This is a genomic window from Streptomyces sp. NPDC058291, from assembly GCF_042880855.1.
GTDB lineage: Bacteria > Actinomycetota > Actinomycetes > Streptomycetales > Streptomycetaceae > Streptomyces.
The window spans coordinates 39,370-65,310 of sequence record NZ_JBHVYK010000026.1; the positions used below are offsets into that span (position 1 = coordinate 39,370).

Consider the following 25,941-nt stretch of genomic DNA (forward strand, 5'->3'; position numbering starts at 1 on the left):
CGGGCGGGGAACGGGCGGGAGGCCGGGCATCGGCGCCGCAGGCGCGGGCGGCCCTGGGCCGGGCCCGGCCGCGACGGGGGAAGGCCCCGCCCGTGGGAACGGACGAGGCCTTCGCCACCGCGGACGCGTCCGGGCGGCTACGCGAGCAGCGCCGGAATGGTGTCCTCGTGGGCCCTGCGCAGCTCCTCCAGGGACAGCTCGAACTCGCCCTGCAGCTCGACCGTGTCACCGTCGACGACGCCGATGCGGGTGACGGGCAGGCCCCGCGCCCCGCACATGTCGTTGAAACGGAGCTCCTCGGAGCGCGGCACGGCGACGACGGCGCGGCCGGCCGACTCCGAGAACAGCAGGGTGAAGGCGTCCAGGCCGTCGGGCACGATCAGCCGCGCGCCCTTGCCGCCGAGCAGCGCCGACTCGACGACCGCCTGGATCAGACCGCCGTCGGACAGGTCGTGCGCGGAGTCGATCATGCCGTCGCGGGAGGCGGAGATCAGGATCTCGGCGAGCAGCCGCTCCCGCTCCAGGTCGACCTTCGGGGGCAGGCCGCCGAGGTGGTCGTGGACGACCTGGGACCACGCCGAGCCGCCGAACTCCTCACGCGTGTCGCCGAGGAGGTAGAGCAGCTGGCCCTCCTCCTGGAAGGCGACGGGCGTGCGCCGGGCCACGTCGTCGATGACGCCCAGCACCGCGACCACCGGGGTCGGGTGGATGGCCGCCTCGCCGGTCTGGTTGTAGAGCGAGACGTTGCCGCCGGTCACCGGGGTGCCCAGCTGCTGGCAGGCGTCGGCGAGGCCGCGGACGGCCTCCGCGAACTGCCACATCACCGCCGGGTCCTCGGGCGAGCCGAAGTTCAGGCAGTCGGAGACGGCGAGCGGCTTGGCACCGGTCGTCGCCACGTTGCGGTACGCCTCGGAGAGGGCCAGCTGCGCGCCCGCGTACGGGTCGAGCTTGGCGTACCGGCCGTTGCCGTCGGTGGCGATGGCGACGCCGAGGCCGGTCTCCTCGTCGATGCGGATCATCCCGGAGTCCTCGGGCTGGGCCAGCACCGTGTTGCCCTGCACGAAGTGGTCGTACTGAGAGGTGATCCACTTCTTGGAGGCCTGGTTCGGGGACGACACCAGCCTGAGGACCTGGTCCTTCAGCTCCTCGCCCGTCGTCGGCCGGGGCAGCTTGTTCGCGTCGTCCGCCTGGAGCGCGTCCTGCCAGCCCGGACGGGCGTAGGGGCGCTCGTAGACCGGGCCGTCGTGGGCGACCGTGCGCGGGTCGACGTCGACGATCTTGCCGCCGTGCCAGTAGATCTCCAGCCGGTCGCCGTCGGTGACCTCGCCGATGACGGTCGCGATCACATCCCACTTGTCGCAGATCTCCAGGAACCGGTCGACCTTCCCCGGCTCGACGACCGCGCACATGCGTTCCTGCGACTCGCTCATGAGGATCTCCTCCGGCGAGAGCGTGGAGTCGCGCAGCGGCACGTCGTCCAGCGTCACGCGCATGCCGCCGGAGCCGTTCGAGGCCAGCTCGGAGGTGGCGCAGGACAGACCGGCCGCGCCGAGGTCCTGGATGCCGACGACCAGCTTCTCCTTGAACGCCTCCAGGGTGCACTCGATGAGGAGCTTCTCCTGGAAGGGGTCGCCGACCTGGACGGCGGGGCGCTTGGAGGGCTTGGCGTCGTCGAAGGTCTCGCTCGCCAGGATCGACGCGCCGCCGATGCCGTCGCCGCCCGTGCGGGCCCCGTACAGGATGACCTTGTTGCCGGCGCCGGACGCCTTGGCGAGGTGGATGTCCTCGTGCCGCATCACGCCGATGGCGCCGGCGTTGACCAGCGGGTTGCCCTGGTAGCAGGCGTCGAAGACGACCTCGCCGCCGATGTTCGGCAGGCCCAGGCAGTTGCCGTAGCCGCCGATGCCGGCGACGACGCCGGGCAGGACGCGCTTGGTGTCGGGGTGGTCGGCCGCGCCGAAGCGCAGCGGGTCGACGACCGCGACCGGGCGGGCGCCCATCGCGATGATGTCGCGCACGATGCCGCCGACGCCGGTGGCCGCGCCCTGGTAGGGCTCGACGTACGACGGGTGGTTGTGCGACTCGACCTTGAAGGTGACCGCGTAGCCCTGGCCGACGTCGACGACGCCCGCGTTCTCGCCGATGCCGACGAGGAGGGCGTCGGACTGGGGGGCCTTCTCGCCGAACTGGCGCAGGTGGACCTTGGAGGACTTGTACGAGCAGTGCTCGGACCACATGACGGAGTACATGGCGAGCTCGGCGCCGGTCGGGCGGCGGCCGAGGATCTCCACCACCCGCTCGTACTCGTCCTTCTTCAGGCCGAGTTCGGCCCAGGGCAGCTCGACGTCGGGGGTCTCGGCCGCGTGCTCGACCGTGTCCAGAGGCGTCCGGCTCATGCGTTGACCAGCTTCTTGAGGATCGAGGTGAAGAACGGGAGACCGTCGGTGCGGCCCGACCCGATGAGCGGCTCGACGGCGTGCTCCGGGTGCGGCATGAGGCCGACGACGTTGCCGGCCTCGTTGGTGATGCCGGCGATGTCGCGGAGGCTGCCGTTGGGGTTGGCGTCCAGGTAGCGGAAGGCGACCCGGCCCTCCGCCTCCAGCTCGTCGAGCGTGTGCTCGTCGGCGACGTACCGGCCGTCCATGTTCTTCAGCGGGATGTGGATCTCCTGGCCGGCCGAGTAGTCGGTCGTCCAGGCGGTGTCCGCGTTCTCCACCCGCAGCTTCTGGTCGCGGCAGATGAAGTGGAGGTGGTCGTTGCCGAGCATCGCACCCGGGAGGAGGTGGGCCTCGGTGAGGATCTGGAAGCCGTTGCAGATGCCGAGGACCGGGAGGCCCGCCTTCGCCTGCTCGATGAGGGGCTCCATCACCGGCGAGAAGCGCGCGATCGCTCCGGCGCGCAGATAGTCGCCGTAGGAGAAACCGCCGCACAGCACCACGGCGTCCACCTGGTGGAGGTTCTTGTCCTTGTGCCAGAGAGCGACGGGTTCGGCCCCCGCGAGGCGGATCGCGCGCTGGGTGTCCCGGTCGTCGAGGCTGCCCGGGAAAGTGACGACGCCAATACGAGCGGTCACTTCGCGGCCCCGGCGACGGCTTCTTCCGACTCGACCCTGACGGTGAAGTCCTCGATCACCGTGTTGGCGAGGAAGGATTCCGCGAGATCGTGGATGCGGGCGAGCGCGGCCTCGTCGACCGGACCGTCAACTTCCAGTTCGAATCGCTTTCCCTGACGTACGTCGGAGATGCCTTCGAAACCCAGTCGCGGCAGTGCGCGCTGCACCGCCTGGCCCTGGGGGTCGAGGATCTCCGGCTTGAGCATGACGTCGACTACGACGCGTGCCACTGGCACTCCCGGTGGTGTGGTGCTGAGCAGGTTCCTGCGGGTGTCTCCAACAGGTGTCTTCAGACTACCCGTACAAAATTTCTACGCGGGTAGAGTTGTAGGAAGCTACGTGACAGCCATCACGATCCGGCGTCGGCCGGGGGTGTACACGAAAAGTTACGGGAAAGATCCCCGGTCGTCCCCGGATACCTATTGCGCCCGGACACGCGGACAGATTTAGTCGGGCTTCACAATGTATTGCCGCGCACTGTACAAATGAATTGGAAATAGCCGAGACTCGGCTACGACGCCACGGCCTGAACCGTTTGTGGCGCCGGACGAAGGGACCGATATTCGTGGCGCAGAAGGTCGTGGTCACTCTCTTTGACGACATCGACGGCTCGGAAGCGGCGGAAACGATCGCCTTCGGGCTCGACGGCAAGTCGTACGAGATCGACCTGAATGAAGGCAATGCCGAGAAACTGCGTAAGGCGCTCGCGCCCTACGTGGAGGCCGGCCGCAAGCGGTCGAAGTCGGGCAAGGCCTACCAGCAGACGGAGGTCGCCCCCGACCCCGCCGCGGTCCGGGCCTGGGCCCAGGCCAACAAGCTGGATGTGCCGGCCCGCGGCCGCATCCCCAAGAAGGTCTACGAGGCGTTCACCGACGCCCAGTGAGCCGCGCCCGTCGAGCCGCACCCCGTGAGCGGCACCCGTCACGCCCCCGCGCGGGCGCGGGCCGACGGCCGGTCACGCGCCCCTCGGACGAACCGACTTGCGCTGCACCCCTCCCGGTCGGCTAGAGTCTGGAGCACGCCGAGGGGCGAGGCCGAAAAGCCCAGCTCACGGAGTACACGCGGGTGTAGTTCAGTAGTAGAACATCCCCCTTCCAGGGGGAAGGCGCAGTGTGCAATTCCTGTCACCCGCTCTGCACCGCCGGTCTGACCAGTCTTCTGGATCAGGTAGGCTGGTGCTCGCGCCGATCGGTGAGAGCCGGTCGGAGGCAATGCGGACGTAGCTCAGTTGGTAGAGCGCAACCTTGCCAAGGTTGAGGTCGCGAGTTCGAGCCTCGTCGTCCGCTCGGGAATCAGACCCCGGTCCACTGGACCGGGGTCTTTTCGTGTGCCCGAACGCGTCGTGTGCCCCGGACGTGGCGCGTGCCCCGCACGTGTCTGCACTTCGGACGTGTCTGCCCTCCCGGCGGGCAGGCGCCGCGAGGGTCGTCTGACATATGTCATAGGGAGTGGTGACACCTCGCACTGCTGCGGGCCTCCGGACGCCGGGAGCCTGGAGGCATGAACACGAATGAACACGTGATCGAGGTCACCGGCCTCCGGCGTGTGTACGGGGGCGGGTTCGAAGCGGTCCGCGGAATCTCCTTCCACGTCGGCCGGGGCGAGATCTTCGCGCTGCTCGGCACCAACGGCGCCGGAAAGACGTCGACCGTCGAGTTGCTGGAAGGGCTGGCGCGGCCCGACGGAGGTCGGATCTCGGTGCTCGGCCACGACCCCTACACCGAGCGGGCCGCCGTACGGCCGCGCACCGGCGTAATGCTCCAGGAGGGTGGATTCCCCTCCGAACTGACCGTCGCCGAGACGGCGCGGATGTGGGCCGGCTGTGTGAGCGGCGCCCGTCCGGTCGGGGAGGCGCTGGCCCTGGTCGGGCTCACCGCGCGGGCCGGCGTCCGGGTCAAGCAGCTGTCCGGGGGCGAGCGGCGGCGCCTGGACCTGGCTCTCGCGGTGCTCGGCGAGCCCGAGGTGCTGTTCCTGGACGAGCCGTCCACCGGCCTGGACGCCGAGGGCCGGCGGGACACCTGGGACCTGGTGCGCGCCCTGCGCGACGCCGGCACCACCGTGCTGCTGACCACCCACTACCTGGAAGAGGCCGAGCACCTCGCCGACCGGCTGGCCATCCTGCACCAGGGCCGCATCGCCGCCGCCGGGACGCCCGCCGAGGTCATGGCCGCCCAGCCGTCCCGCATCGCCTTCGAACTGCCCGAGGGGTACCTCCCGGGCGATCTGCCGCCGCTGGCCGAACTGGGCGTGTGCGGTCACGAGGTCGACGGACGCGTCGTACGACTGCGCACCCGCCAGTTGCAGCGGGCCGCGACCGGGCTGCTGGTGTGGGCGCAGCGGGCCGGGGTCGAACTGCGGCGGCTGGACGTGCGGTCGGCCTCGCTGGAGGAGGCGTTCCTGGAGATCGCCCGGGAGGCGTCGCGCGGCACGGCGAACGGCGGAGCCGAGGAGGTCGCGGCATGAGCGGGACGACGGTGAAGGACACGGCCGGCCGTACGGCCCGGGGAGCGGTCACGACTCCCGCCCGCCGGATGGCCGCCCTCGCGCGGGCCGAACTGACGCTGCTCTGCCGCAGCAGGAGCACGCTCCTCACGGCGGTGCTGGTGCCGCTGGCGCTGCCGGTCGGCCTCGCCCCGGCGATCGACGGCATGCACGTGCAGGACGCCGGGCTCACCGCCGGCCTGGTCCTGCTGCCCGCCGCGATCGGCTTCTCCCTGCTGTTCGGGGTCTATTCGGCGCTGACCGTCATCTACACCGCCCGGCGCGAGGAGTTGGTGCTGAAGCGGCTGCGCACCGGCGAGCTGCGGGACGCCGAGATCCTCGGCGGGGCGGCGCTGCCGGTCCTCGCGACGGCACTGGTGCAGTCGTCGGTGCTGGTGGCCGGCTCGACCGTGCTGCTGGACGTGCCGGTTCCGAAGGCGCCCGTTCTCGCCGTCCTGGGCCTGCTGTTCGGCCTGGTGATGTGCGCGGCGCTCGCGGCCGTCACGGCGACCGCGACCCGGACCGTGGAGAGCGCGCAGGTCACCACGGCGCCGCTGGTGCTCGTGTCGATGGCGGGCTCCGGAGTGGCCGTCCCCCTGGAACTGATGCCCCACGGGCTCGCCTCGGCCTGCGCCTCGCTGCCGCTGTCCCCGGTGATCACCCTGATACGCGGCGGCTGGACCGGGGCCCTCTCGGCGCACGACGCCCTGGGCGCCGTGGGAACCGCACTGGCCTGGACCGCGTTGGCGGTGTTTGCTGTGCGGAGGTGGTTCCTGTGGGAACCCCGGCGCTGAGCGGCGCCGGGCGCCGGGCCCGCGCAGACGCGGACAGGGGGGACCACGGGGAACTGCGTGCACGGGGCACGGGGCACGGGGATGCCAGGACACGGGAACAGGGGGGCATGCGGATGCGCAGGCCGGGGGGCTGGTGGCGGCGCAAGAGCACGCCCGCGAAGGTCGAGACGTACACCCGGTGGTCGTTCCACTTCTTCGCCGCGGCGGAGTTCCTGGCGGTGGTGCTGCCCTTCGCCGGCACACTGCACGCCGAAGCGGGGCCGTGGCTGCCGGCGCTGACGCTCGGCCACTGCGCGCTCGGCGCGGTGACGGCATCACGGGCGCTGGACTGGACGCGCGGCCGCCGTCCCCAGCCCGTCCGGCTGCTGTGGGCGCTCGCCGCCGTCACCGCGGCGGTCGCCGCCACCGCGATCGTCATCGCGGAGCACGGCCCGGACCGCGAGGGCGTCGACGCCGCCGCGGGCGCCGTCTTCGGCGTCGTCCTGGTCTTCGGAGCCGGCTTCACCGCGCTCGGCGTGCGCAGCCGACGGCGGGTGTCCGCGGTCGTCGCCGGCTTCACGCTGGGCGCCGGGGTCGTGGCGTTCCCGGCCGGACTGCCCGGCGCGGCCACCCTCGCGGTCATGGTGGCGGTGTTCCTCGGCGCCGGCTTCCTCGCCTTCACCTCCGTCTTCTCCGTCTGGCTGCTCGACGCCGTCTTCCGGCTGGACGAGGCCCGTGACACCCGGGCGCGGCTCGCCGTCGCCGAGGAGCGGCTGCGGTTCGGGCGGGATCTGCACGACGTACTGGGCCGGAACCTGGCGGTGATCGCCCTGAAGAGCGAGCTGGCCGTGCAACTGGCCCGGCGCGGGCGGCCGGACGCCGTGGAGCAGATGATCGAGGTGCAGCGCGTGGCGCAGGAGTCGCAGCGCGAGGTGCGCGACGTCGTGCGCGGTTACCGGGAGGCCGACCTCGGCGTCGAACTCGCGGGAGCGCAGGGCGTTTTGCGGGCGGCGGGCATCAGCTGCGAGGTGAGCGGGGAGCCCGGCGGACTGCCCGCCGAGGTGCAGTCCGCGCTGGGCTGGGTGGTGCGGGAGAGCACGACCAACGTGCTGCGGCACGGGGACGCGGGCCGCTGCTCGGTGGCGCTGCTGAGGACGGCGGAAGGCGTGGTGCTGACGGTGGAGAACGACGGGGCGGGACCCGGCGGCTCGGGCGGCGGCTCGGGCGGCGGCTCGGGGCTGGCCGGACTGCGCGAGCGGCTGCGGGGAGTCGCCGGGACGCTGGAGGCCGGGCTCGTCGGGACGGGCACGTTCCGGGTGGTCGCCGCGGTGCCGCTGAGCGAGACGACGGCAGTGAGAGAGGTCACTTCATGACGGTGCGAGTGCTGCTCGCGGACGACGAGCACCTCATCCGGGGCGCGCTGGCGGCGCTGTTGTCCCTGGAGGACGACCTGCTGATCGTCGCCGAGGCGGCCACCGGGCCGGAGGCGCTGGCGATGGCACGGGCCCACGAGCCCGACGTGGCCGTCCTCGATCTGCAGATGCCGGGCGCCGACGGTGTGAAGGTCGCCACATCGCTGCGGACCGAACTGCCCGGCTGCCGGACGTTGATCGTCACCGGTCACGGCCGGCCGGGCCATCTCAAGCGGGCGCTTGCAGCCGGTGTGCGCGGGTTCGTCCCCAAGACGCTCAGCGCCCAGCGGCTCGCCGAGATCATCCGCACGGTGCACGCCGGCAACCGTTACGTGGACCCGGAGTTGGCGGCCGACGCGATCGCCGCAGGCGACTCGCCGCTCACCCCGCGCGAGGCCGAGGTGCTCGAACTCGCCGCCGACGGGGCGCCCGTCGCGGAGATCGCGGAGCGGGCCGCGCTGTCGCCGGGGACCGTGCGGAACTACCTGTCCTCGGCCGTCTCCAAGCTCGGGGCGGGGAACCGGCACACGGCGGTGCGGATCGCGCGGGAGCGGGGTTGGGTATAGTTGGCGTCGCGCCACGGCATGTTCACCACGGCGCGGTGCGGACGTAGCTCAGTTGGTAGAGCGCAACCTTGCCAAGGTTGAGGTCGCGAGTTCGAGCCTCGTCGTCCGCTCCATCACCAAAGGCCCCGGTCATCGACCGGGGCCTTTGGCGTCGGCGCTCACGCCCAGGCGGTGCCCGTCAGACGCTCGTAGGCCTCGACGTACTTCGCGCGGGTCGCGTCCACGATGTGCTGGGGCAGCGGCGGCGGGGGCTGCTCGCCGCGGCGGTCCCAGCCGGACTCGGCCGAGGTCAGCCAGTCCCGCACGAACTGCTTGTCGTAGGAGGGCTGCGCGCGGCCCGGCTGCCACTGGTCGGCCGGCCAGAACCGGGAGGAGTCCGGGGTGAGGACCTCGTCGGCGATGACCAGGGTCTCGCCCTCGAAGCCGAACTCGAACTTGGTGTCGGCGAGGATGACGCCCCGGTCGCGGGCGATGTCGCGGGCCCGGCTGTAGACGGCCAGGGTGGCCTGCCGCAGCTGGGCCGCGGTGTCGGCCCCCACCTGCCGGGCGACCTCCTCGTAGGAGACGTTCTCGTCGTGCTCGCCGACCGCGGCCTTGGTGGCCGGGGTGAAGATCGGCGCCGGGAGCTCGCTGCCGTCGACCAGGCCCTCGGGGAGGGCGAGGCCGCAGACCGTGCGGGACTCCTGGTACTCGGCGAGGCCCGAGCCGGTGAGGTAGCCGCGGGCCACGCACTCGACCGGGACCATCCGCAGCGACTTGCAGATCAGGGTGCGGCCCGCCCAGTCGGCGGGGGCCCCGGCGGGCGGCTCCGTGCTCAGGACGTGGTTCGGGACCAGGTCGGCGAGCCGGTCGAACCACCACAGGGAGAGCTGCGTGAGGATGCGGCCCTTGTCGGGGATCTCGGTCGGCAGCACCCAGTCGTAGGCGGACGTGCGGTCGCTGGCGACCATCACGAGGTCGCCCGCCTCGTTCTGGTACAGCTCGCGCACCTTGCCGGTGTGCAGATGCACCAGGCCCGGCACCTGAAGGGGCTCGGGCTTTTCTACGAATCCGGACACGGTTCCTCCCCGTGGTTCTGTCCTGAGAGGCTGATTGTCCCGTACATCGGGACAGACCGAGGACAGCGGGTGGGGTCAGCGGGGGCCTGCGGCGCTGCCCGCGTCGACGGCCCTCGTCAGCAGCGCTTGCAGATGCGGTCCAGCAGGTTGGCCGTGGCGCGCTGGACCCGGGGGTCCACATGGCCCGGGCGGTCCAGGGCCGGTGACCAGGCGAAGGTGCCGGAGGCGAACACCAGGGCTCCCGAGGGGGCGCGGTAGAGGGAGGTCTCCTGGTGGCGCAGGACGCCCTCGCCGTCGCGGTAAGGCGAGTGGGCGAGGAGGATGCGGTCGTCGTGCCGCGGAAGGGGGGCGCGCGGGAAGTAGCGGTCGGCCTCGCCCGCCACCAGGCCCTCGATGCCGTCGCCCTCGACCGCGCCGGTCGCCTCCCACAGCCAGTGCCCGGCGTTGCGCACGATCAGCGGATGCGGCTCGGGCACCCGGCCCGCGTACTGGATGCCCACCAGCTGCTGCTCGGCCCGGTCGATCTCCCGCCACAGCACGGGCTTGCCGGGTCCCTTGCGCTTGCGGCAGGTGAGCAGCCGGCTGGGCACGCCGGACGGCGACGGCCCGAGCTCCACCTGCCAGTAGAGGGAGTTGGCGGACAGGAACACGAGCGAGGTGCCGCTGTCGCGGGCGAGTTCCACGGTGCGGCGCATGGCCGCGGACCAGTACTCGTCGTGCCCCGGGAAGACGAGGCCACGGTAGCGGGACGGGTCGACGTGACCGGCGTGCAGGTCGCGGGCGTCGGCGTAGGCGAGGTCGTAGCCGTAGCGCTCCGCCCAGCGGATGAAGTCGTAGGCGTGGCCGACGTGCAGGGGTAAGCCGGCCCCCGCGTACGGCCGGTCGAAGGAGACCGTGGTCGCCGCGTCGGCCTCGCCGAGGAGACGGCCCCGCTCGTCCCAGGCGTGGTAGAGGCTGGCGCCGGTGCGGCCGTCCTCGGGATAGAGGTTGTAGGCCTGCCAGGTGATGTCGGGCAGCACCAGGAGCAGATCGGCGGGGTGCTGGTCGCGGACCGTGAAGGGGATGTGGGAGCGGTAGCCGTCGGCGGTGGTCAGCACGGCGACGTACGCGCCGACGTTCCAGTACGAGGGGACCTGCAGACGCCAGGAGAGCCACCAGTGGTGGCAGGAGACCGTGCGGTCGGCGGTCAGCGGCGGGGGCTGGACGATGCCGGACAGGCGCGGGCTGGTGGTGATCTTGGCGGCGCCGTCTCCCTCGTACTGGCCGATGCGGTAGACGTCGACGCTGAATTCCTGCGGCGGGTCGACGGTGACGTGGAAGTCGACGGCTTCTCCGGGCGCGACCGCGCCGGTCGAGACGAAGCCCTTGATCTGACGGCGCACGTCGTCCGCGGAGCGGGGGCCGCCGGCTGCCGGCGCGGTGCGGGGGCCGGGGATGCGGGGGCCGCCCGGCGCCACGGCGGGGGCCGCCGGGTCCACGTACCAGGGGACCACCTGGCCGGTGTCGTCGAAGTAGGTCTCGCTGCCGCGCAGCCAGGGCACCGGGCCCTGGCCGAAGGGGTCGGTCACGGCGTGGGCCAGTGCTCCCGACTCCCATCGGCGGATGTGCTCCGGTCCCGGTCCGGGTCCCATGGTGTGCTCCCCTCCCTCGTGCCCCCGCGCCTGCTCGTACGGACGTGACCGCCCTGTGTGTTCGGTCCTGCGCCGCCTGTCCTATGTCGCAAGCCCTTGCCATGGGCTCTATCGGTCCCAGCACATCACATAACGCGCGCAGGCAGTCACTAGTCGTTGCGAATTGGCCGAAAGTGGAATTCACTCCTCCGTTAGCCGCCGGCGACCGGCGGGGGCGAGGCGGGGCGCCGGGCTGTGGGTGGCAGGAGCGCGGGCGCCAGGACTGCGGGCGGCAGGACTGCGGTTCGGGTTCTGCGGGCGGCCGGGAAGCAGCCGTCGGCGGCTGGCGGCTGGCGGCTGGCGGCTGGCGGCTGGCGGCTGGCGGCTGGCGGCGGATGTTCGGCCGGGGCGCGGGACGTGCTCAGCCGAGCCGCACCGGCTTCTCCGGCCGTATCCCGAGCTCCACGAGCCACGTGCGCAAAGGGCCGGCGTCGCCGTCCTCCACGAGGCTGAGGACCCGGGAGGGCAGGTCGGCCACGCGCTCGCCGTCGACCAGGAGGGTCGGCCCGTCGAGCCAGTCCAGGCCCGGTGTCGCGCCCACGGTGTCCATCGCCGCGCAGCAGACCATCGCCGTGACGTGGTCCGCGAGCAGCTCACGGTCGGTGCGCGGGGGCTGGAGCGGGAACAGGGGCAGCGCGGCGTCGTCCCAGAGGGCCGTGTCGGGCCCCTGCCCGGCCGCGAGCGGTCCCGTGTCGGCCGCGGGCACGACCGACGCCTCCTCCCGGCCGACCTCCACACCGAGCCGGGCGGCGAGCGCGGCGCTGCGGGGGTTGGCGGGCGGCGGATCGTCCTCGCCGTCGGGGGGGAAGACGAAGGGCGGATCTGAGGTGGGGGTGGGGGGCGAGCCGGGCGCGGGACGGGAATCCCCGGCGGTGAGGGGGTCGGCGGCCTGGGCCGCGGAGACGAGCGGGAGGTCGGGGGCCTGCCCCGGCTGGGACGCCGGGCCGGAGGCGGGGGACGGATGCTCGTGCGGTCCGACGACTGGGTTCGGGTCCGGGGCGTCCGAGGTCGGGTCCGGGCCGGACGCCGGGCTCGGGGCGGAGACCGCATTCGGGTTCGCCGGGTTCGGGTTCGGGTTCGCCGGGTTCGGGTTCGGGTTCGCCGGGTTCGGGTTCGGGTTCGGGTTCGCCGGGTTCGGGTTCGGGTTCGCCGGGTTCGAGGCGGACGCCGGACCGGAAGTGGACGCCGGATTCGGGTCCGGGGCCGGGTCCGCCCGATGGGCCGGGTCCGCTGTCAGAGGGGGCGCGTCGGCCGGAGGCTGGGCTCCTGTCCGGCGGTCGGGGGCGGGGGCGGACGGGCGGCCGTACGACGTCCGGGCGGCCGGGTGGGTGCCGTCCGTGAGGTGGTCCAGGACCCGGGCCAGGGTGGGGCCGCCGGGGTGGCGGACGGTCGCGGGGTCGGGGGCGCGGCGGACGCCGAGCGCGTCCAGGACGCGGTGGAGACGGGCCGCGTCGGTGCGCCACTTGCGGTCGACGACCTCGTCCGGGTAGTCCTCCCAGGCGACCGGGGACCAGTCCGGGCCGGGCTCCGCCGGGCCGCCGTGGAAGAGGCGGGCGGCGAGCAGCGAGGCTGCCTCGTCGACGGTGCCGGGCTCTTCCAGCAGGTCGCAGGCGGGGCGCTCGCCGAGACGGGAGGCGAAGCCCTCGGCCAGCCGGTCGCGCCGGGACAGCTCGGTGAGGGCGGCGACGACTCCCGCGTCGAGCCGGGAGGGCCAGCGGCCCATCCGCCACGCCGGCAGCGCCACGCGCGTGAGCAGCCGGTCCCAGCCGGCGTACGCCAGGCCCACCTGCTCCTGTGCGACGATCCGCAGCCCGTAGTCCACGGCCTGTGCGCGCTCGGCGGCCGCGGCGGCCACCCCGCGCTCCATCTCGCCGGCGTGCACCTGGCAGCCGTGCAGCATGAGACGCGCCATCCAGCCGATGCCCGAGCAGGCGGGCCGCAGGACGGGGTGCCGGCTGCCCCGCTGGGCGCAGACGGCCACCGCCGCGTCCAGCCCGCGCACGAAGCGCCGGGCCGCCGCTATGTCGGGGTGCGCCGAGGGGCCGGTCCCGGCGACGACCGGGGCGAGGACGGCACGCAGCTCGCCGACGCGCATCCACCACAGGAACGGGGAGCCGATGACCAGGACGGGCGCCGCCGTCGTACGCCGGTGGAGCGGTCCGTGCATACCGCCCGGGCCGGCTATCTCGTCGCCCTCGCGGGGCGGGGGCGGCCCGTGGGCCGGATGGGTGCGGTCCTCCAGCCAGCTGTCGCAGTCCGGCGTGAGGGCTATCGCCGAGGGCGCGGGGACGTCGAGGCGGTCGGCCAGGTCGCGGACCAGCCGGTAGAGATCGGGGGCCGCTCCTTCGGCGACGGCGACCGTGGGACTGACGGCGGGCCGGGCGCGGGCGACGACCAGGCCGATCACTCCGGCGGCGAGCAGCACGACGAGGGCGACGGCGTACACGACCGCGCGCGCGACGTCCCATCCCGGGCCCACGAGGTGCCCGGTGACGCCCCCCGCGCCCAGGATCACGGCGGCGGCCGCGGGCAGCAGCGCGACGGCCAGCGCCCGGCTGCGGATGCGCAGCACGGCCACTGCCCGGGCACGCGCCGCCTGCGCGCCCATCTCCACACCCATACCGGTCACGGCCGGACGTCACCCCCTCCCTGCAGTCCTGTGTCCCCCGGCTGTCTTCGCTGTGCTCACTCCCCCACTGTGGCACCGACCACTGACATCGCAATGCCGGTGGGCCAAGTGCCGGAACGAGGGCCGGGAGGCTTGCGCCGCACCCTAGTTGGCGGTCCGGCCCCCGTCAGCCGGATGCTGCAGGGTCACTCGATGGAATGGCTATGGGGAAAGGTGTATGACGGTGGGCAAGGATCAGGCCCCGGGTTCCCCGGCTCCCCCGTGCGGAGGTTCCTGGTGGCCCGGGGCCTGCGAAACGCCTGATGAAGCACCCGGCCCGGCCTCTGACCGGACGCCTGGGCGGAGGCCGGAGGCCGGAGCCAAGGCCCGAGGCGACGTCTGAGCGAAGGCGGGAGCCGATGCCTGAGCGAAGGCCGGAGCCGACGCCTGCGCGAAGGCCGGAGCCGACGCCTGATCGGGCTTCTGACGTGGGTGGTGCAGTGGGAGGCGCGTAGGACGCGCTACGCGCCCGCCGCCGCCTTCTCGGCGATGTCCGTACGGTGCTGGGAACCGTCGAGTCGGACGCGCGCGACCGCCCGGTACGCGCGGTCGCGGGCCTCGGTGAGGTCGGCGCCGGTCCCGGTCACCGACAGCACACGGCCTCCCGCGCTGACGACCGCGTCGCCGTCCTGCTTCGTGCCGGCGTGCAGCACGTACGCGTGCGGGGCGTCCTCGGCGGCCACGTCGGCGAGCCCGGTGATCGGGTCGCCGGTGCGCGGTGCGCCGGGGTAGTTGTGCGACGCGATGACGACGGTGACGGCCGCGTCGTCGCTCCAGCGCAGGGGCGGCAGGTCGGCGAGCCCGCCGGTGGCGGCCGCCGCGAGGACCCCGGCCAGCGGGGTCTTCAGCCGGGCCAGGACGACCTGCGTCTCGGGGTCGCCGAAGCGGGCGTTGAACTCGATGACCCGGACACCGCGGGAGGTGATCGCGAGGCCCGCGTAGAGCAGTCCGGAGAACGGGGTGCCGCGGCGGCGCATCTCGTCGACGGTCGGCTGCAGGACGGTCTCCAGGACCTCCTCCACCAGCTTCGGGTCGGCCCACGGCAGGGGCGAGTACGCGCCCATGCCGCCCGTGTTGGGGCCTTCGTCGCCGTCGAGCGCACGCTTGAAGTCCTGGGCGGGCTGCAGCGGGACGACGCTCACGCCGTCGGTGATCGCGAAGAGGGAGACCTCCGGGCCGTCGAGGAACTCCTCGATGACGACCCGGTCGCAGGCCGCCGCGTGCGCCGCGGCGGCCTCCGGGTCGTCGGTGACGACGACGCCCTTGCCGGCGGCCAGACCGTCGTCCTTGACGACGTACGGCGCGCCGAAGGCGTCCAGGGCCTCGGCGACCTCGTCGGCGGTGGTGCAGACGTAGGAGCGGGCGGTCGGCACGCCGGCGGTCGCCATCACGTCCTTGGCGAACGCCTTCGAGCCCTCCAGCCGCGCGGCCTCCTTCGAGGGGCCGAACACCGGGATGCCGGCCTCGCGCACGGCGTCGGCGACCCCGGCGACCAGGGGCGCCTCGGGGCCGACGACGACCAGTTCGGCGCCGAGTTCGACGGCCAGCGCGGAGACGGCCGCGCCGTCCAGGGCGTCGACCTGGTGCAGCTCGGCGACCTCGGCGATGCCGGCGTTGCCGGGCGCGCAGTGCAGCGCGGTGACGGCGGGGTCGAGGGACAGTGAGCGGCACAGGGCGTGTTCGCGGGCGCCGCTGCCGATGACGAGGACGTTCACGGGGTCAGCCTAACCGGCGCGGGCGACGCGCCTTGTGCGGGCCGCCGAGGGACGGGCTCCGCGCACCCTGTGCTTTCCTCCAACAACGGCGGTCCGCCGAGGGGAGGTGGGGCGAGGTTTCGGCGGGTTCGGCTGCGGTCCAGCGAGGTGCCGTCGAGCGCGTGCGGCCGGGAGTCCCTCGCTGCCCGTCAAGGGATTCCCTCGCTACTCGTTGGTGAACTCCTCCACCACGGTCGCCCCCAGCTCACGCACGATCAGTTCGTAGCCGGAGAGGGCGGACTCGTTGAGGTCGGGGTCGTCGTCCTCGGGGGTGTCGTCCTCGGGGGCCACCGGTTCCGGGGCGGGCGGTCGGGAGGGGCCCGGTGCGGAACCGGCGGGAGCGGAGGCCTGCATGGACGCCGAGGGGGGTCTGTGGCGGGCCGACGCGCCCCCGGCCGGTCCGGAGGCCGAAGCGGACGCAGAGGGCGAGGTCGAGGTCGAGGAGTAGGAGGCGGAGGCCGACGGGGTCGTCGTCCCGTCACCGCTTGGACCGCCGTAGCCGGCGCCGCCGCCCGGGCCCGCGCCGCCGCCCGGATTGCCGTACCCGCCGGTACCGCCTGGTCCGCCGGACGTCCCGTAACCGCCGGGGGCGCCGCCGAAGCCGCCACCGCCCCCGAAGCCACCGGACGGCGGGGGCGCCGAACCGCCGGACGGGTCGACGACCGCGTCGATCTTCCACTGGACGTTGAACTGCTCGGCCAGCGACTGACGCAGCACGTCCTCGCTGCCGCTGCTCGCGAAGTTGTCGCGGGCGCCGGCGCTGGCGAAGCCGATCTGGAGGGTCGTGCCGTCGAAGCCGGCGACATGGGCGTTCTGGCTGAGCAGGATCCACGTGAAACGACGGCGGTTCTTCACGGCTTCGAGGATGTTCGGCCAGAGCGTGCGGGGATCGGGGCCGCCGGACGGGGGCGCGTACCCGGCGGGCACGGCCGCCGAGGCCGACGAAGGGCCCGGGGCGGCTGCCGGAGCCGGGGCCGCGGGACCCGTCCGGGGGGCGGGGGCCGGGCTCGCGGCGGGCCGTCCGCCGCCGCCCGCGGGTGCGGCCGTGGGCCAGCCGCCGGGTCGCCGCCCGCTGCCGACCGCCGTGGCGGTGGGCCAGGCGCCCGGAGCCGGCTGGGCGGGGGGCTCGTCCTGCGGCGGGACCGACTGGGCGGCGGGCGCGGCAGCGGGAGCCGGGGCGGACGGGGCGGGCGGGGGCGTGGGCGCATGCGCAGGAGAGGCCGCAGGAGGAGCGGCCGGGGACTGGTCGGAGGCGGAGACCGCCGCCGGTGCCGCAGCCGGGAAGGGCGCGGCCCCCTGCCCCGACGTCTGGCCTGATCCCTGGCCTGGCCCCGGGCCCCGAACCGCCGCGCGGGCAGCGGCGGCCCCGGAGCCGGCCGGGGTCGACCCGGCGTCGGCCAGGCCTGCGCCGCCGTGCGCCTCGGAGCCGGGCACGTACCCCATCGCCGGCATCCCGGGCACGCCCTGGACGGGCGCGTGGCCGGGCACGGCGCCGGCCGGCGAGAAGTTCACACCGCGCTCGATGCGGTCGAGGCGGGCCATGACGGACCGCTCGTCCCCATAGGCGGCCGGCAGCATCACACGCGCACAGATCAGTTCGAGCTGGAGGCGGGGCGAGGTGGCGCCGCGCATCTCGGTGAGGCCCTCGTTGACCAGGTCGGCGGCCCGGCTCAGCTCGGCGGCGCCGAAGACGCCGGCCTGGGCCTGCATGCGCTCGATGACGTCGACGGGAGCGTCGATCAGCCCCTTCTCCGCCGCGTCGGGGACGGCCGCGAGGATGACGAGGTCCCGCAGGCGCTCCAGCAGGTCGGCGACGAACCGCCGCGGGTCGTTGCCCCCCTCGATGATCCGGTCCACGACCTCGAAGGCGGCCGCCCCGTCCCCCGTGGCGAAGGCCTCGACGACGGAGTCGAGCAGCGAGCTCTCCGTGTAGCCCAGGAGGGAAGTGGCCATGGCGTACGTCACACCGGCGTCGCCGGCTCCGGCGAGCAGCTGGTCCATGACCGACATGGAGTCACGCACGGAACCCGCGCCGGAGCGCACGACGAGCGGCAGCACGCCCTCGTCCACGGGGATGCCCTCCTTCTCGCACACCTCGCCCAGGTACTCCCGCAGCGTTCCCGGCGGCACGAGCCGGAACGGGTAGTGATGCGTACGGGACCGGATGGTCCCGATGACCTTCTCGGGCTCGGTGGTGGCGAAGATGAACTTCAGATGCTCCGGCGGCTCCTCGACGACCTTGAGGAGCGCGTTGAAGCCGGCCGACGTGACCATGTGGGCCTCGTCGATGATGTAGATCTTGTAGCGGCTCCCCGCCGGCCCGAAGAAGGCCTTCTCCCGCAGGTCACGGGCGTCGTCGACACCGCCGTGCGAAGCGGCGTCGATCTCGATGACGTCGATGGAGCCCGGTCCGTTGCGGGCCAGGTCCTTGCACGACTCGCACTCCCCGCACGGCGTCGGCGTGGGCCCCTGCTCGCAGTTCAGGCACCGCGCCAGGATCCGCGCGCTGGTGGTCTTCCCGCATCCACGCGGCCCGCTGAACAGGTACGCGTGATTGACCCGATTGTTCCGCAGCGCCTGCTGCAGCGGGTCGGTGACATGTTCCTGCCCGATGACCTCGGCGAACGACTCCGGGCGATAACGGCGGTACAGCGCGAGGGAAGACACGCATACGAGGTTATAGGCGACCACCGACATCGGACCCACGCCCGGCCCCGCCGCCCGCCGGCCCCCGCCCGGGAACGCAAGCGCCCCCCACGCACCCGCCAGAGCCGACCTACCCTTGCTGCCTTCCGGCCCTGGGGGAGTTCAGTCAGATAGCGCCGCGTGAGGGGCTTCGCACAGGTTACAGGATCCGAGCGGGAGGAACGAGTTCGCGAGCACTCCTCAACGTCTTGTATTGTTTGCCCCGGAGGATTCGCCTAGTGGCCTAGGGCGCACGCTTGGAAAGCGTGTTGGGGGCAACCCCTCACGAGTTCGAATCTCGTATCCTCCGCCAGTGCCTCACCGGGCACGATGTCGAAGGGCCCCGCTGTTCGCAGCGGGGCCCTTCTTCGTGTGTGGTTGCAGTTTTGGTTGCCCTTACAAGCGACATTCAGAATATTTCGACGAACAGGCAGCTGCACGCCCCCGCGACTCCCGGCGGGCAGTCGGCACCAACCTGCACTGCGGAGGGCCTACGGAACTTGGCGGTAGTCGCGGCCGTCGGCGGCGACTGGGAGGAGTTCGCCTCGCCGGACGCCCTGGCAGCCTTCGCCGACGTCGCTCCCGCGCCCCACGCCTCGTGTCACGGCCTCGGCTCAGCTCCGACCTCGCCGGAAAGGTTCCATGTCGAGGCCAGCCAGGTCAGGTCGGCTCCGGCCTGGCGGCGGGTCGCCAGCTCGTGCGAGAACAGCTCCTCTGTCTTCGTCAGCACCAGCGTGTAGGGGCGTCCCTGCCGCCTGGTCTGATGGTCAACGGGCAGCTCGGCCGTGTCGATCCTGCTGTGCACGTGCCGCCGCCCGTCCTTCGCCAGCGGCCACTCCAGCGTCTGCCGCGAACGGGAGCCGAGGAACGCGCCCAGGGTGCCGCACAGCTCACAGCCGCACCCGGTCCACGCCACCGACCAGTCATCCGCGGCGCGCGGCGCCCGTCGCGCGAGCGCGCCGAGCCGGTCCCCGCACTCCTGTGCCACCGCTGCGAGCCCCGCCGCCCGGGGCTCGCACCCCGCCTGTTCCCGCGCCGCGCGGCGCAGCATCGGCAGCAGGCACTCGAGGACCGTGTCCGGGAAGGAACGCAACGCCGCCATGATCCGGCCGCGCAGCTTCGCGTCGGCCGCTTCCAGAACGCGCAGCAGCGGCAGGCTCAGCTGCTCCAACCGCGCGCGGCGGATCTCGGCCGGCCCGGTTTCGGCCCACAGCCGTAGCTCACCGTCCACCTGGGCCCAGGCCCCGGTCGACAGCAGTTGCGCCACCTCCGGACTCCGGGCGGAGCTCAGCGCCGCGCACAGCTGGGGAAGCCGCTCGGTCCAGTCGTACCGGTGTTCCTCGAAGCGGTTCTGCGCGCCGCCGAACCAGCCCTCGGTGACCTGGCCCAGCCACGCGACGTCGTACCGCTTCGCCACCGCGGCCAGGTCGTCCGCGTGTTCCGGAGTGAGCGCGTCGATCCGGAACGGCTCAAGGAGCATCGCGGCGGTCCCGGGCGCCTGAAGGCCCTCGGCCACCCGCAGCGCGCTCCCCAGCTGCCCGGGCTGTGCCCCACTGCCCTTCCAGAACGGCGCGAGGGACTCGGCCGCGGCGTGTGCGCCGTCCCGGTCGCCCTTGGTGATACGCGCCTGCAGTTCCTCGAGTGCCCACCGCGATCCGGCCTCGCCGCGCGCCGCGAAGGCCCGCTCTCGTGGCCACACCACGACAGCGGCCCGCCGGTACCAGCGGTCCAGCGTGTTGCCGTAGTTGCCCATGTAGCCCTCGTACTGGGAGTCATAGGGCTTCAGGTCCGCACTCGGGGTACTGGCGCAGCTCTCGTAGTCGCGGACGTACAGCGAGATCTGCTCGCCGTCGGCGCCGTCCGGACCGGTCCACCAGTCGAGGGTGATCTCGTCGTCGATCAGCTCGCCGAGCTCGTAGTCCTCGTCGGCACCCGCGCCGTCGACCCCGGCTGCTCCCTCTCCCTCTCCCTCGTCGTCCTCGTCGTCGTAGCCGTAGTCGTCCCAGAGGTCGTACCCGGCCGGAGTGGCGTCCCAGGTCTCCTTCACCTCGGCGAGGGCGAGTACCGCCTCGCACCCCGCCTGGGCGGCCGCGGCGCGCAGCAGCGCGGCACGCTCCGCGTCGGCGCCCTTGAGCCGGTCCCAGCCGAGACCACGTTGGGTGTACTCGTGATCGAGCAGGTAGACAAGACGACGGGGCGGATCGAGGTCCTGGCCGCCGTAGCGCGGCCTGGCCGGTGCGTTGAAGTGTTGCTCCAGGCAGTGCGCCATGTCGTCGAGCGGGCCGGACTCCTGCTCCGGGGCCCCCCGCTCGGCCAGCAGGTTGAACGTGAGGGTCACCCGGTAGCCGCTCCTGACCGGTGTCACCTCGTGCGGGCAGTCGGCGTAGAAGGCCACCAGGCTCAGCTCTGTCTTCGACGCACGGTAGGTCCGGCTCTGCCCGGCGTGCCCGATGACCAGCTCACCGCCGGTGTGTGCCGAGGGCAGCGACAGCACCAGCGTGCCCACCATGGCGTCGTCCTTCTCCGAGTCCTGGTGGGGGAGGAAGAACTGCCCTTTGCCGTACACGAGGAGCGCGTGCGGCTCGGCCCGCAGCCGGGTCGACGCCGGTAGCCCGAGCTCGTCGCGGAAGTGCTCCAGCGCGCCGCAGAGCAACGTCGGCCAGGCCGGGCCGCCCAGCGTGACCTGGTCCGGCGGGATCTGCCAGGTGTCCCGCACGCTGCTGTCGCTCAGGGTGTCCTCCCCCCGGCCGAACAGTGCCGGGCGCGCCACCGCGATCAGCTTCTTCACCTGCGGCGCGCGCAGCGGCAGACGCACCGGTCCGACCCCGGCCACCTCAAGGCCGACGCCGTCCGCCGGTGCTTCGAGCCGGGCGCTGAACTCCGCCGCCTTCGACCCGCCGAGCAGCACGCCCAGCCGCTCCCTCGCGCTTTTGGCCATCGCTCCGTCCTCCCTGTTCCCGCGGCCGTGTCGTCTCGATCCGACTCTACGAAGCAGCGGGACCCCGGGTGACCGTCTCACCCGTATGGGAACGCCTTCCCCGGCACGGAGGGACGGGCCACCGGGAACAGCCGGGTCGGGCCCGCGTGCCCACGCGCGTCCCCCCTCCGCGGACAACGGGAACAGCCAGTCCCCGCACCTGACACCCCGGCGTTGCGGAACAATGGCTCCGTGAACGACGACGATGCGCAACTACTGTCCCAGGTACGGTCGTTGCGGGAGAAGGACAGCGGACCGAAGCGGACCGCGCGGGCCCTCGGACTAAAGCCGGCCCTGGCGAGCGCGCTGGTGCGCCAGGTGGCCCACGAACAGCAGAGCACGGCCGCGCCGACCGAGCGCCCGGTGGTGGGCTGCTGAATCAATGCCGGCTGGAACACCGACCTGGAGCTGTCCGCGGCCCCCGACTGGGCGCGCGCGGACGACCCTGATCACCTGACAGGAGCGTGCCAGCCGGGTCACCCTCTGCGGGTTCCTGGTCGACGTCTACTGCCTCGGCGTCAAGGACACCGTCGGCCCGCAGGTGATGGGCGGAGGATCGCTGGACGCCTACGTACGTGACTACCGGGCGTTCGACCAACCGCCGCTACGGACGGCCTGGAGCAGGCGCAGAGCATCGTGCACGGTCGTGTGGCCTACGCCCGCGCCCTCGGCTATGAGCCCGCGCCGGACTTCGCACGAAGTGCACCTCGGCGCCCAGCAGGTCGCGTGGCTCCCCGGCCTGCGATCGCCTGAGGAACTGGCGCTGGTGGCGGCATCGGGGTGGGTGGCGTGGGCCACCCAGGTTTCCCCATGCGATGCGCCGTTCCTCCGCGCGTCGGCAGCCGCACGCATATAGGGGTACGTTTTATAGATACGTACTTCTACATCTAACCGAGGGGGCCTGTGGACAAGCCTGCCGAGATGTTCGATCGCGATTACGAGTGGTCGGCGCTGACCCGGTTCATCGGCGATGAACAGCCCGGCGCCACGCTCGGAGTGGTCTCCGGTCGGCGGCGCCAGGGCAAGACCTTCCTGCTCGACGCGGCCTGCCGTGCCGAGGGGGGCTTCTATTTCGGTGCGACCGAGGCCGCTGACGCCGAGTCCCTGCGCCGGATCAGCACGGCGCTCACCGCTCATGTCCGGCCCGCCAGCCCCTACCACTTCGCACATTGGGCGGAAGCTGTCGACGCACTCCTGGCCCTCGGCTCCGAGCGCCCCCTGCCCGTAGTGATCGACGAGTTCCCGTACCTCGTCAGAGCCAATCCGGAGCTGCCCTCCATCATTCAGGAGGCGTTCCGTCCGCTGCGGGAGCAGCGCACGGCCTCTCGTTCGCGGTTGCTGCTGTGCGGCTCGGCCCTGTCCTTCATGGGCAAGCTGTTGTCCGGCAACGCACCACTGAGGGGCCGGGCGGGACTGGAACTTGTCGTGCGCCCTCTCGACCACCGCCTCGCCGCCGAGTTCTGGAACATCACCGACCCCCGGCTGGCCCTGCAGGTCAACGCGATCGTCGGCGGTACGCCCGCCTACCGGCGCGAGTTCGCGCGAGGAGACAGCCCCAACGGGCCCGACGACTTCGACGCCTGGGTTGTACGTACGGTCCTCAACCCCGAGACGCCGCTCTTCCGCGAAGCCCGTTACCTGCTGGCCGAGGAGCCTGATCTGCGTGACACCGCCCTGTACCTGTCCGTCCTGGCGGCCGTCGCCGACGGCAACGCCACCCGCGGAGGTATGGCCGGCTACCTGGAACGCAAGGCCACCGACATCGCGCACCCCATCAACGTCCTCGAAGACGCCGGCCTGCTGCACCGCGACGCCGACGCCTTCCGCGACAACCGCCCGACCTACCGCATCGCCGAACCGCTGATCGGCTTTTACCACGCCATCATGCGCCCGGTCTGGGACCAGTTGGAACGGCCCGGCAGCGCCGCCCGGGTCTGGCAGGCCAGCCGTCGCCGCTTCACCAGCAACGTCCTCGGCCCCCACTTCGAACAGGTCTGCCGCGACTGGACCCTCCACCACGCCGACCCCGACCTGCTCGGCGGCCTCCCTGCCCGCGTCGGACACGGCGTCGTCCATGACCCCAAAGCCCGCACCGGCCACGAGATCGATGTGGCGGTCATCGGCATCGCGGACGGCGGCAAGCCGCCACTGCTGGCCATCGGAGAAGCCAAGTGGAACGACACCATGGGCATCGCGCACATCGATCGCCTCCGGCACATCCGTGACCTCATCACCCAGGCCGGACGCTACGACACCACCCGTACTCAGCTCATCTGCTTCAGCGGGGCGGGCTTCAACGACAAGGCCCGCATCGCCGCCGACACCACCCCTGGCATTCAGCTGATCGATCTGGCAGCCCTGTACGGCCAGGCATAACGCCAGCGCTGAGCATGCTGCTGCCTTGATGTTGATCGACCCGGGCGGGAATGTCGTGATCCGGACCCGAAAGCTGAGCAGGAATCAGTCGAATACGCGCACAGGTAGAACGGTTCGCAGCGCCGGCCGGTGACGATGGGCCTGGCATGGCACACCTCCGACCGGACAGAGGGGGACGAATGGGCAAACAGGTCAAGTGCGGGTCGACCCATACCAAGACCGGCAAGCGATGCCAGAAGCCGGCGATGATCGGTTACCCCCGCTGTCAGTTGCACCGCGGCGAGTGGAACCCGCCGCAGAAGAAGAAGACCAAGAAGCGCTAGCCGGCTGCGTTGCGGTTCTCTGACGGGGAGTGCGGAGCCTGGTGAGATTCTCAGGCCAGTGCTGGTGATGGCGTAGCGCTTGCACTGGGTGATCATTGTGCGGCCGTCCGGGAGGCGGCCGGTGACGTCAGCGCCCTTGCCTCCGGAGCCGCCGACGCGGCGGACGTCGGTGCAGCCGTCACACCGGCAGAGAGCCGCGACCAACTCTTCGAATTCGGTGCCGGACATCTTGTCGACAGCCGCGTGGTGGCGAAGGTAGGCCGCCTCTTGGCCAATAGCTCGAATCCGACCGCTGACCTGGGTGAAACGGGGGCAGCCTCGGTTGCAGTTCTGGTTGCATTCACCTCCGTTCAGCAGCGTCCAGAAGCCTCTGGATGCACCCTTCCACCGCAGGTCAGGACACTCCTGATCACTCCCGAACCCCCAGACGAACAGTTGGAAAGCGTGTTGGGGGCAACCCCTCACGAGTTCGAATCTCGTATCCTCCGCCAGTGCCTCACCGGGCACGATGTCGAAGGGCCCCACCGTTCGCGGCGGGGCCCTTCGTCGTTGTCCCGCCCCCGGGATCGAGCACCAGGACGCCGCACACGGTCGAGGGCTCGGCAAGATCAGCGCGGTCGCCCACCAAACCGTCGTCCACGACAGTGAGGCCGGCCACACCGACGCGGGGCCTCGTCGTCCTCAGCACGGGCTGGGTCCCCGGACCGCCTCAGCCGCCCCCCTCCGCCAGCAGGGCGAGTTCGGTCAGGAAGGCTTCGGCCAGGAGGGTCGCGTCCTGGTTGCCCGAGTTGGTGGCGACGCTCAGGGTGTGGCCCCGGGTGCAGCCGCCCAGGGCGAAGGTGGCCGTGTCGGCCGGGGGCACCATGGGGACGATGTTCAGGCTGCGCAGCGGCCGGCCGGCCAGGGTCCGGCCCTGTTCGCGCAGGTGGACGTAGGAGCAGGCGGCCGGGGCGTAGTCAGGGGCGAAGATCGTGCCGCCGGCCAGCGCCATGGTCGCCCCGGGGAGTGCCGCGAGGGTGCCCTCGACCAGTCTCTCGGCGGTGCTCCGGGGCCGGGTGACGGTGGTCAGCAGACCCGTGCAGGCGGTCAGCCGGGCAGCGGGGTCGGCCAGCGTCACCGGCGCGGGGACGCGGACGTTGGCGAACGCGTTGCCCAGGAACTCCCCGCAGTCTTCGGGGCGTTCGTCGACAGGAACCGACAGCCAGACCTGACGCCGGGCGGAGCGGGAGTCGGGGGCGGAGTCCGCGAGCCGGGAGCGCAGGACTCCGGTGACCGCCGCCAGGAACACGTCGTTGGTGGTCGCCGTACGCGCCGGGGCGGCTTCCCGTGCCGCCCTCAGGACGTCGGCGCGCAGCGCGACGAGCGCGTAGGCGGGCTCGCGCGGGCCCCGGTGCGGCAGCGGGACGGCGCGTCCCATGGTCAGCAGGCCGGGTGGGCCGCCCGCCCCCGGAGCGGGGCGGGCCGTCCGCCTCCGGGGGCCGGGCACGGCCAGGGAGGCGGCGCAGTCCAGGGGGCGGCCGTCGTCGAGGAGGGCGCGCAGCAGGGTCGTCAGCGAGCGCCCGTCGAGCAGGCTGTGGTGCATCCGGAACAGAAGGGAGAACTCGCCTTCCGTCGAACCGCGCAGGAGGTGCAGTCCCCACGGCGGGCGATCGGCGGGGAAGGGCGTGTGGAACCACTGCCGCACCGCGTCCCGCAGGGTGCCGTCCGCGCCGTCGACCTGTCGTCCCAGCTCGTGGCCGTCCGCGCGGGCCCAGCGGTGCCGGCCGGTCCACCAGGCCAGGCGCGGCCGCGCGCCACCCGGAGCGACCAGGGTCTGGGTGAGCCGCGGCAGCGCCTTCCACCGCTCCTCCACCAGCGCCCGCAGCTCCTCCAGCGCAGGCGGGGCGCCCGCGAAGTCCAGGGCGATCCCGGCGTTGGGCGGGCCGAACGGCCAGCGGGCCATCCCCTCTTCCAGCAAGGGCAGATGCGATCCGGGCATGAGACTGCTCCTGTCGTGGGCCGTCCCTGTCGTGGACCGGCCCTGTCGTGGACCGGCCGCTCGCGGACGACGTCCTGTACCCCAACGGCCGATCCGACCGGCGGTCAC

General features: G+C 72.6%; 18 protein-coding genes, 4 tRNA genes, 1 other RNA gene and 1 pseudogene. 12 read left to right on the plus strand and 12 right to left on the minus strand.

Translation table 11 applies throughout. From position 1 onward, the window contains the following. Positions 1-137: 137 nt before the first annotated feature. From purL to purS, 3 genes are read right to left on the minus strand one after another with little or no spacing between them, the layout of a single operon-like run. Positions 138-2,396: a phosphoribosylformylglycinamidine synthase subunit PurL gene (gene purL / locus ACFVYK_RS15950; RefSeq protein WP_389773756.1), complete on the minus strand. Its 2,259-nt coding sequence runs from the start codon at positions 2,394-2,396 to the stop codon at positions 138-140. After that, entirely contained in the window at positions 2,393-3,073 is a 681-nt protein-coding gene (gene purQ, locus ACFVYK_RS15955; protein WP_389773758.1) for a phosphoribosylformylglycinamidine synthase subunit PurQ, read from the minus strand. Before purQ ends, purL begins: the two co-directional genes overlap by 4 nt. Beyond that, positions 3,070-3,342 (minus strand): phosphoribosylformylglycinamidine synthase subunit PurS, encoded by a 273-nt coding sequence (purS, locus tag ACFVYK_RS15960; protein ID WP_057576348.1) that lies wholly within the window; start codon positions 3,340-3,342, stop codon positions 3,070-3,072. The genes purQ and purS overlap by 4 nt, the downstream gene beginning before the upstream one ends. A gap of 335 nt (positions 3,343-3,677) precedes the next feature. Between purS and ACFVYK_RS15965 the strand changes: the two genes are divergently transcribed. From ACFVYK_RS15965 to ACFVYK_RS16000, 8 genes are all read left to right on the plus strand, one after another. Continuing rightward, entirely contained in the window at positions 3,678-3,995 is a 318-nt protein-coding gene (locus ACFVYK_RS15965) for an Lsr2 family protein (RefSeq protein ID WP_389773761.1), read from the plus strand. Positions 3,996-4,173: 178 nt separating this feature from the next. Then, a tRNA-Gly gene (locus tag ACFVYK_RS15970) sits at positions 4,174-4,245 on the plus strand. 80 nt (positions 4,246-4,325) lie between these two features. Then, positions 4,326-4,398: transfer RNA gene (locus ACFVYK_RS15975), tRNA-Gly, on the plus strand. 214 nt (positions 4,399-4,612) lie between these two features. Continuing rightward, entirely contained in the window at positions 4,613-5,575 is a 963-nt protein-coding gene (locus ACFVYK_RS15980; RefSeq protein WP_389773764.1) for an ABC transporter ATP-binding protein, read from the plus strand. Continuing rightward, positions 5,572-6,387: an ABC transporter permease gene (locus tag ACFVYK_RS15985; protein ID WP_389773767.1), complete on the plus strand. Its 816-nt coding sequence runs from the start codon at positions 5,572-5,574 to the stop codon at positions 6,385-6,387. Before ACFVYK_RS15980 ends, ACFVYK_RS15985 begins: the two co-directional genes overlap by 4 nt. Positions 6,388-6,500: 113 nt before the next feature. Beyond that, positions 6,501-7,739 carry a sensor histidine kinase gene (locus ACFVYK_RS15990; protein WP_389773769.1) on the plus strand — a complete coding sequence of 413 codons (1,239 nt, stop codon included), beginning with the start codon at positions 6,501-6,503 and terminating at the stop codon, positions 7,737-7,739. After that, the gene (locus ACFVYK_RS15995; RefSeq protein ID WP_389773771.1) at positions 7,736-8,344 is read left to right on the plus strand and encodes a response regulator; all 609 of its coding nucleotides are present in this window, start codon (positions 7,736-7,738) and stop codon (positions 8,342-8,344) included. Before ACFVYK_RS15990 ends, ACFVYK_RS15995 begins: the two co-directional genes overlap by 4 nt. Positions 8,345-8,381: 37 nt before the next feature. Beyond that, a tRNA-Gly gene (locus ACFVYK_RS16000) sits at positions 8,382-8,457 on the plus strand. Between the two features lie 45 nt (positions 8,458-8,502). Here ACFVYK_RS16000 and ACFVYK_RS16005 read toward each other — a convergent pair. From ACFVYK_RS16005 to ffs, 6 genes are all read right to left on the minus strand, one after another. Next, positions 8,503-9,402, minus strand: a complete 900-nt coding sequence (locus tag ACFVYK_RS16005) for a phosphoribosylaminoimidazolesuccinocarboxamide synthase (protein WP_389773774.1) — start codon at positions 9,400-9,402, stop codon at positions 8,503-8,505. 116 nt (positions 9,403-9,518) lie between these two features. Further along, on the minus strand, positions 9,519-11,033 hold the full coding sequence (locus ACFVYK_RS16010; RefSeq protein WP_389773776.1) for a N,N-dimethylformamidase beta subunit family domain-containing protein: 1,515 nt from the start codon (positions 11,031-11,033) through the stop codon (positions 9,519-9,521). A 400-nt stretch (positions 11,034-11,433) separates the two neighbouring features. Further along, a complete protein-coding gene (locus ACFVYK_RS16015; RefSeq protein WP_389773779.1) occupies positions 11,434-13,701 on the minus strand; it encodes a hypothetical protein in 2,268 nt (755 codons plus the stop codon). A 500-nt stretch (positions 13,702-14,201) separates the two neighbouring features. Further along, positions 14,202-15,455: a phosphoribosylamine--glycine ligase gene (gene purD, locus ACFVYK_RS16020; protein ID WP_389773782.1), complete on the minus strand. Its 1,254-nt coding sequence runs from the start codon at positions 15,453-15,455 to the stop codon at positions 14,202-14,204. A gap of 204 nt (positions 15,456-15,659) precedes the next feature. Further along, positions 15,660-18,161: a DNA polymerase III subunit gamma and tau gene (locus tag ACFVYK_RS16025; RefSeq protein WP_389773785.1), complete on the minus strand. Its 2,502-nt coding sequence runs from the start codon at positions 18,159-18,161 to the stop codon at positions 15,660-15,662. A 73-nt stretch (positions 18,162-18,234) separates the two neighbouring features. Beyond that, positions 18,235-18,333, minus strand: an RNA gene (gene ffs, locus ACFVYK_RS16030) — signal recognition particle sRNA small type. A 71-nt stretch (positions 18,334-18,404) separates the two neighbouring features. Here ffs and ACFVYK_RS16035 point away from each other — a divergent pair. Further along, positions 18,405-18,492, plus strand: a tRNA-Ser gene (locus tag ACFVYK_RS16035). A 288-nt stretch (positions 18,493-18,780) separates the two neighbouring features. Here the strand turns inward: ACFVYK_RS16035 and ACFVYK_RS16040 are convergent. Continuing rightward, positions 18,781-21,117, minus strand: coding sequence for a 2OG-Fe(II) oxygenase (locus tag ACFVYK_RS16040; RefSeq protein ID WP_389773788.1), 2,337 nt, complete (start codon positions 21,115-21,117; stop codon positions 18,781-18,783). Positions 21,118-21,348: 231 nt separating this feature from the next. Between ACFVYK_RS16040 and ACFVYK_RS16045 the strand changes: the two genes are divergently transcribed. From ACFVYK_RS16045 to ACFVYK_RS16055, 3 genes are all read left to right on the plus strand, one after another. Continuing rightward, on the plus strand, positions 21,349-21,534 hold the full coding sequence (locus ACFVYK_RS16045) for a hypothetical protein (RefSeq protein WP_389773791.1): 186 nt from the start codon (positions 21,349-21,351) through the stop codon (positions 21,532-21,534). 525 nt (positions 21,535-22,059) lie between these two features. Continuing rightward, positions 22,060-23,532, plus strand: a complete 1,473-nt coding sequence (locus ACFVYK_RS16050) for an ATP-binding protein (RefSeq protein ID WP_389773793.1) — start codon at positions 22,060-22,062, stop codon at positions 23,530-23,532. A 179-nt stretch (positions 23,533-23,711) separates the two neighbouring features. Further along, on the plus strand, positions 23,712-23,855 hold the full coding sequence (locus tag ACFVYK_RS16055) for a hypothetical protein (protein WP_389773796.1): 144 nt from the start codon (positions 23,712-23,714) through the stop codon (positions 23,853-23,855). A gap of 81 nt (positions 23,856-23,936) precedes the next feature. Here ACFVYK_RS16055 and ACFVYK_RS16060 read toward each other — a convergent pair. Both ACFVYK_RS16060 and ACFVYK_RS16065 read right to left on the minus strand, forming a co-directional pair. Next, a pseudogene (locus ACFVYK_RS16060) lies at positions 23,937-24,083 on the minus strand (restriction endonuclease); the annotation flags it as partial. A 481-nt stretch (positions 24,084-24,564) separates the two neighbouring features. After that, entirely contained in the window at positions 24,565-25,833 is a 1,269-nt protein-coding gene (locus ACFVYK_RS16065; protein ID WP_389773798.1) for a wax ester/triacylglycerol synthase domain-containing protein, read from the minus strand. Between the last annotated feature and the right edge of the window lie 108 nt (positions 25,834-25,941).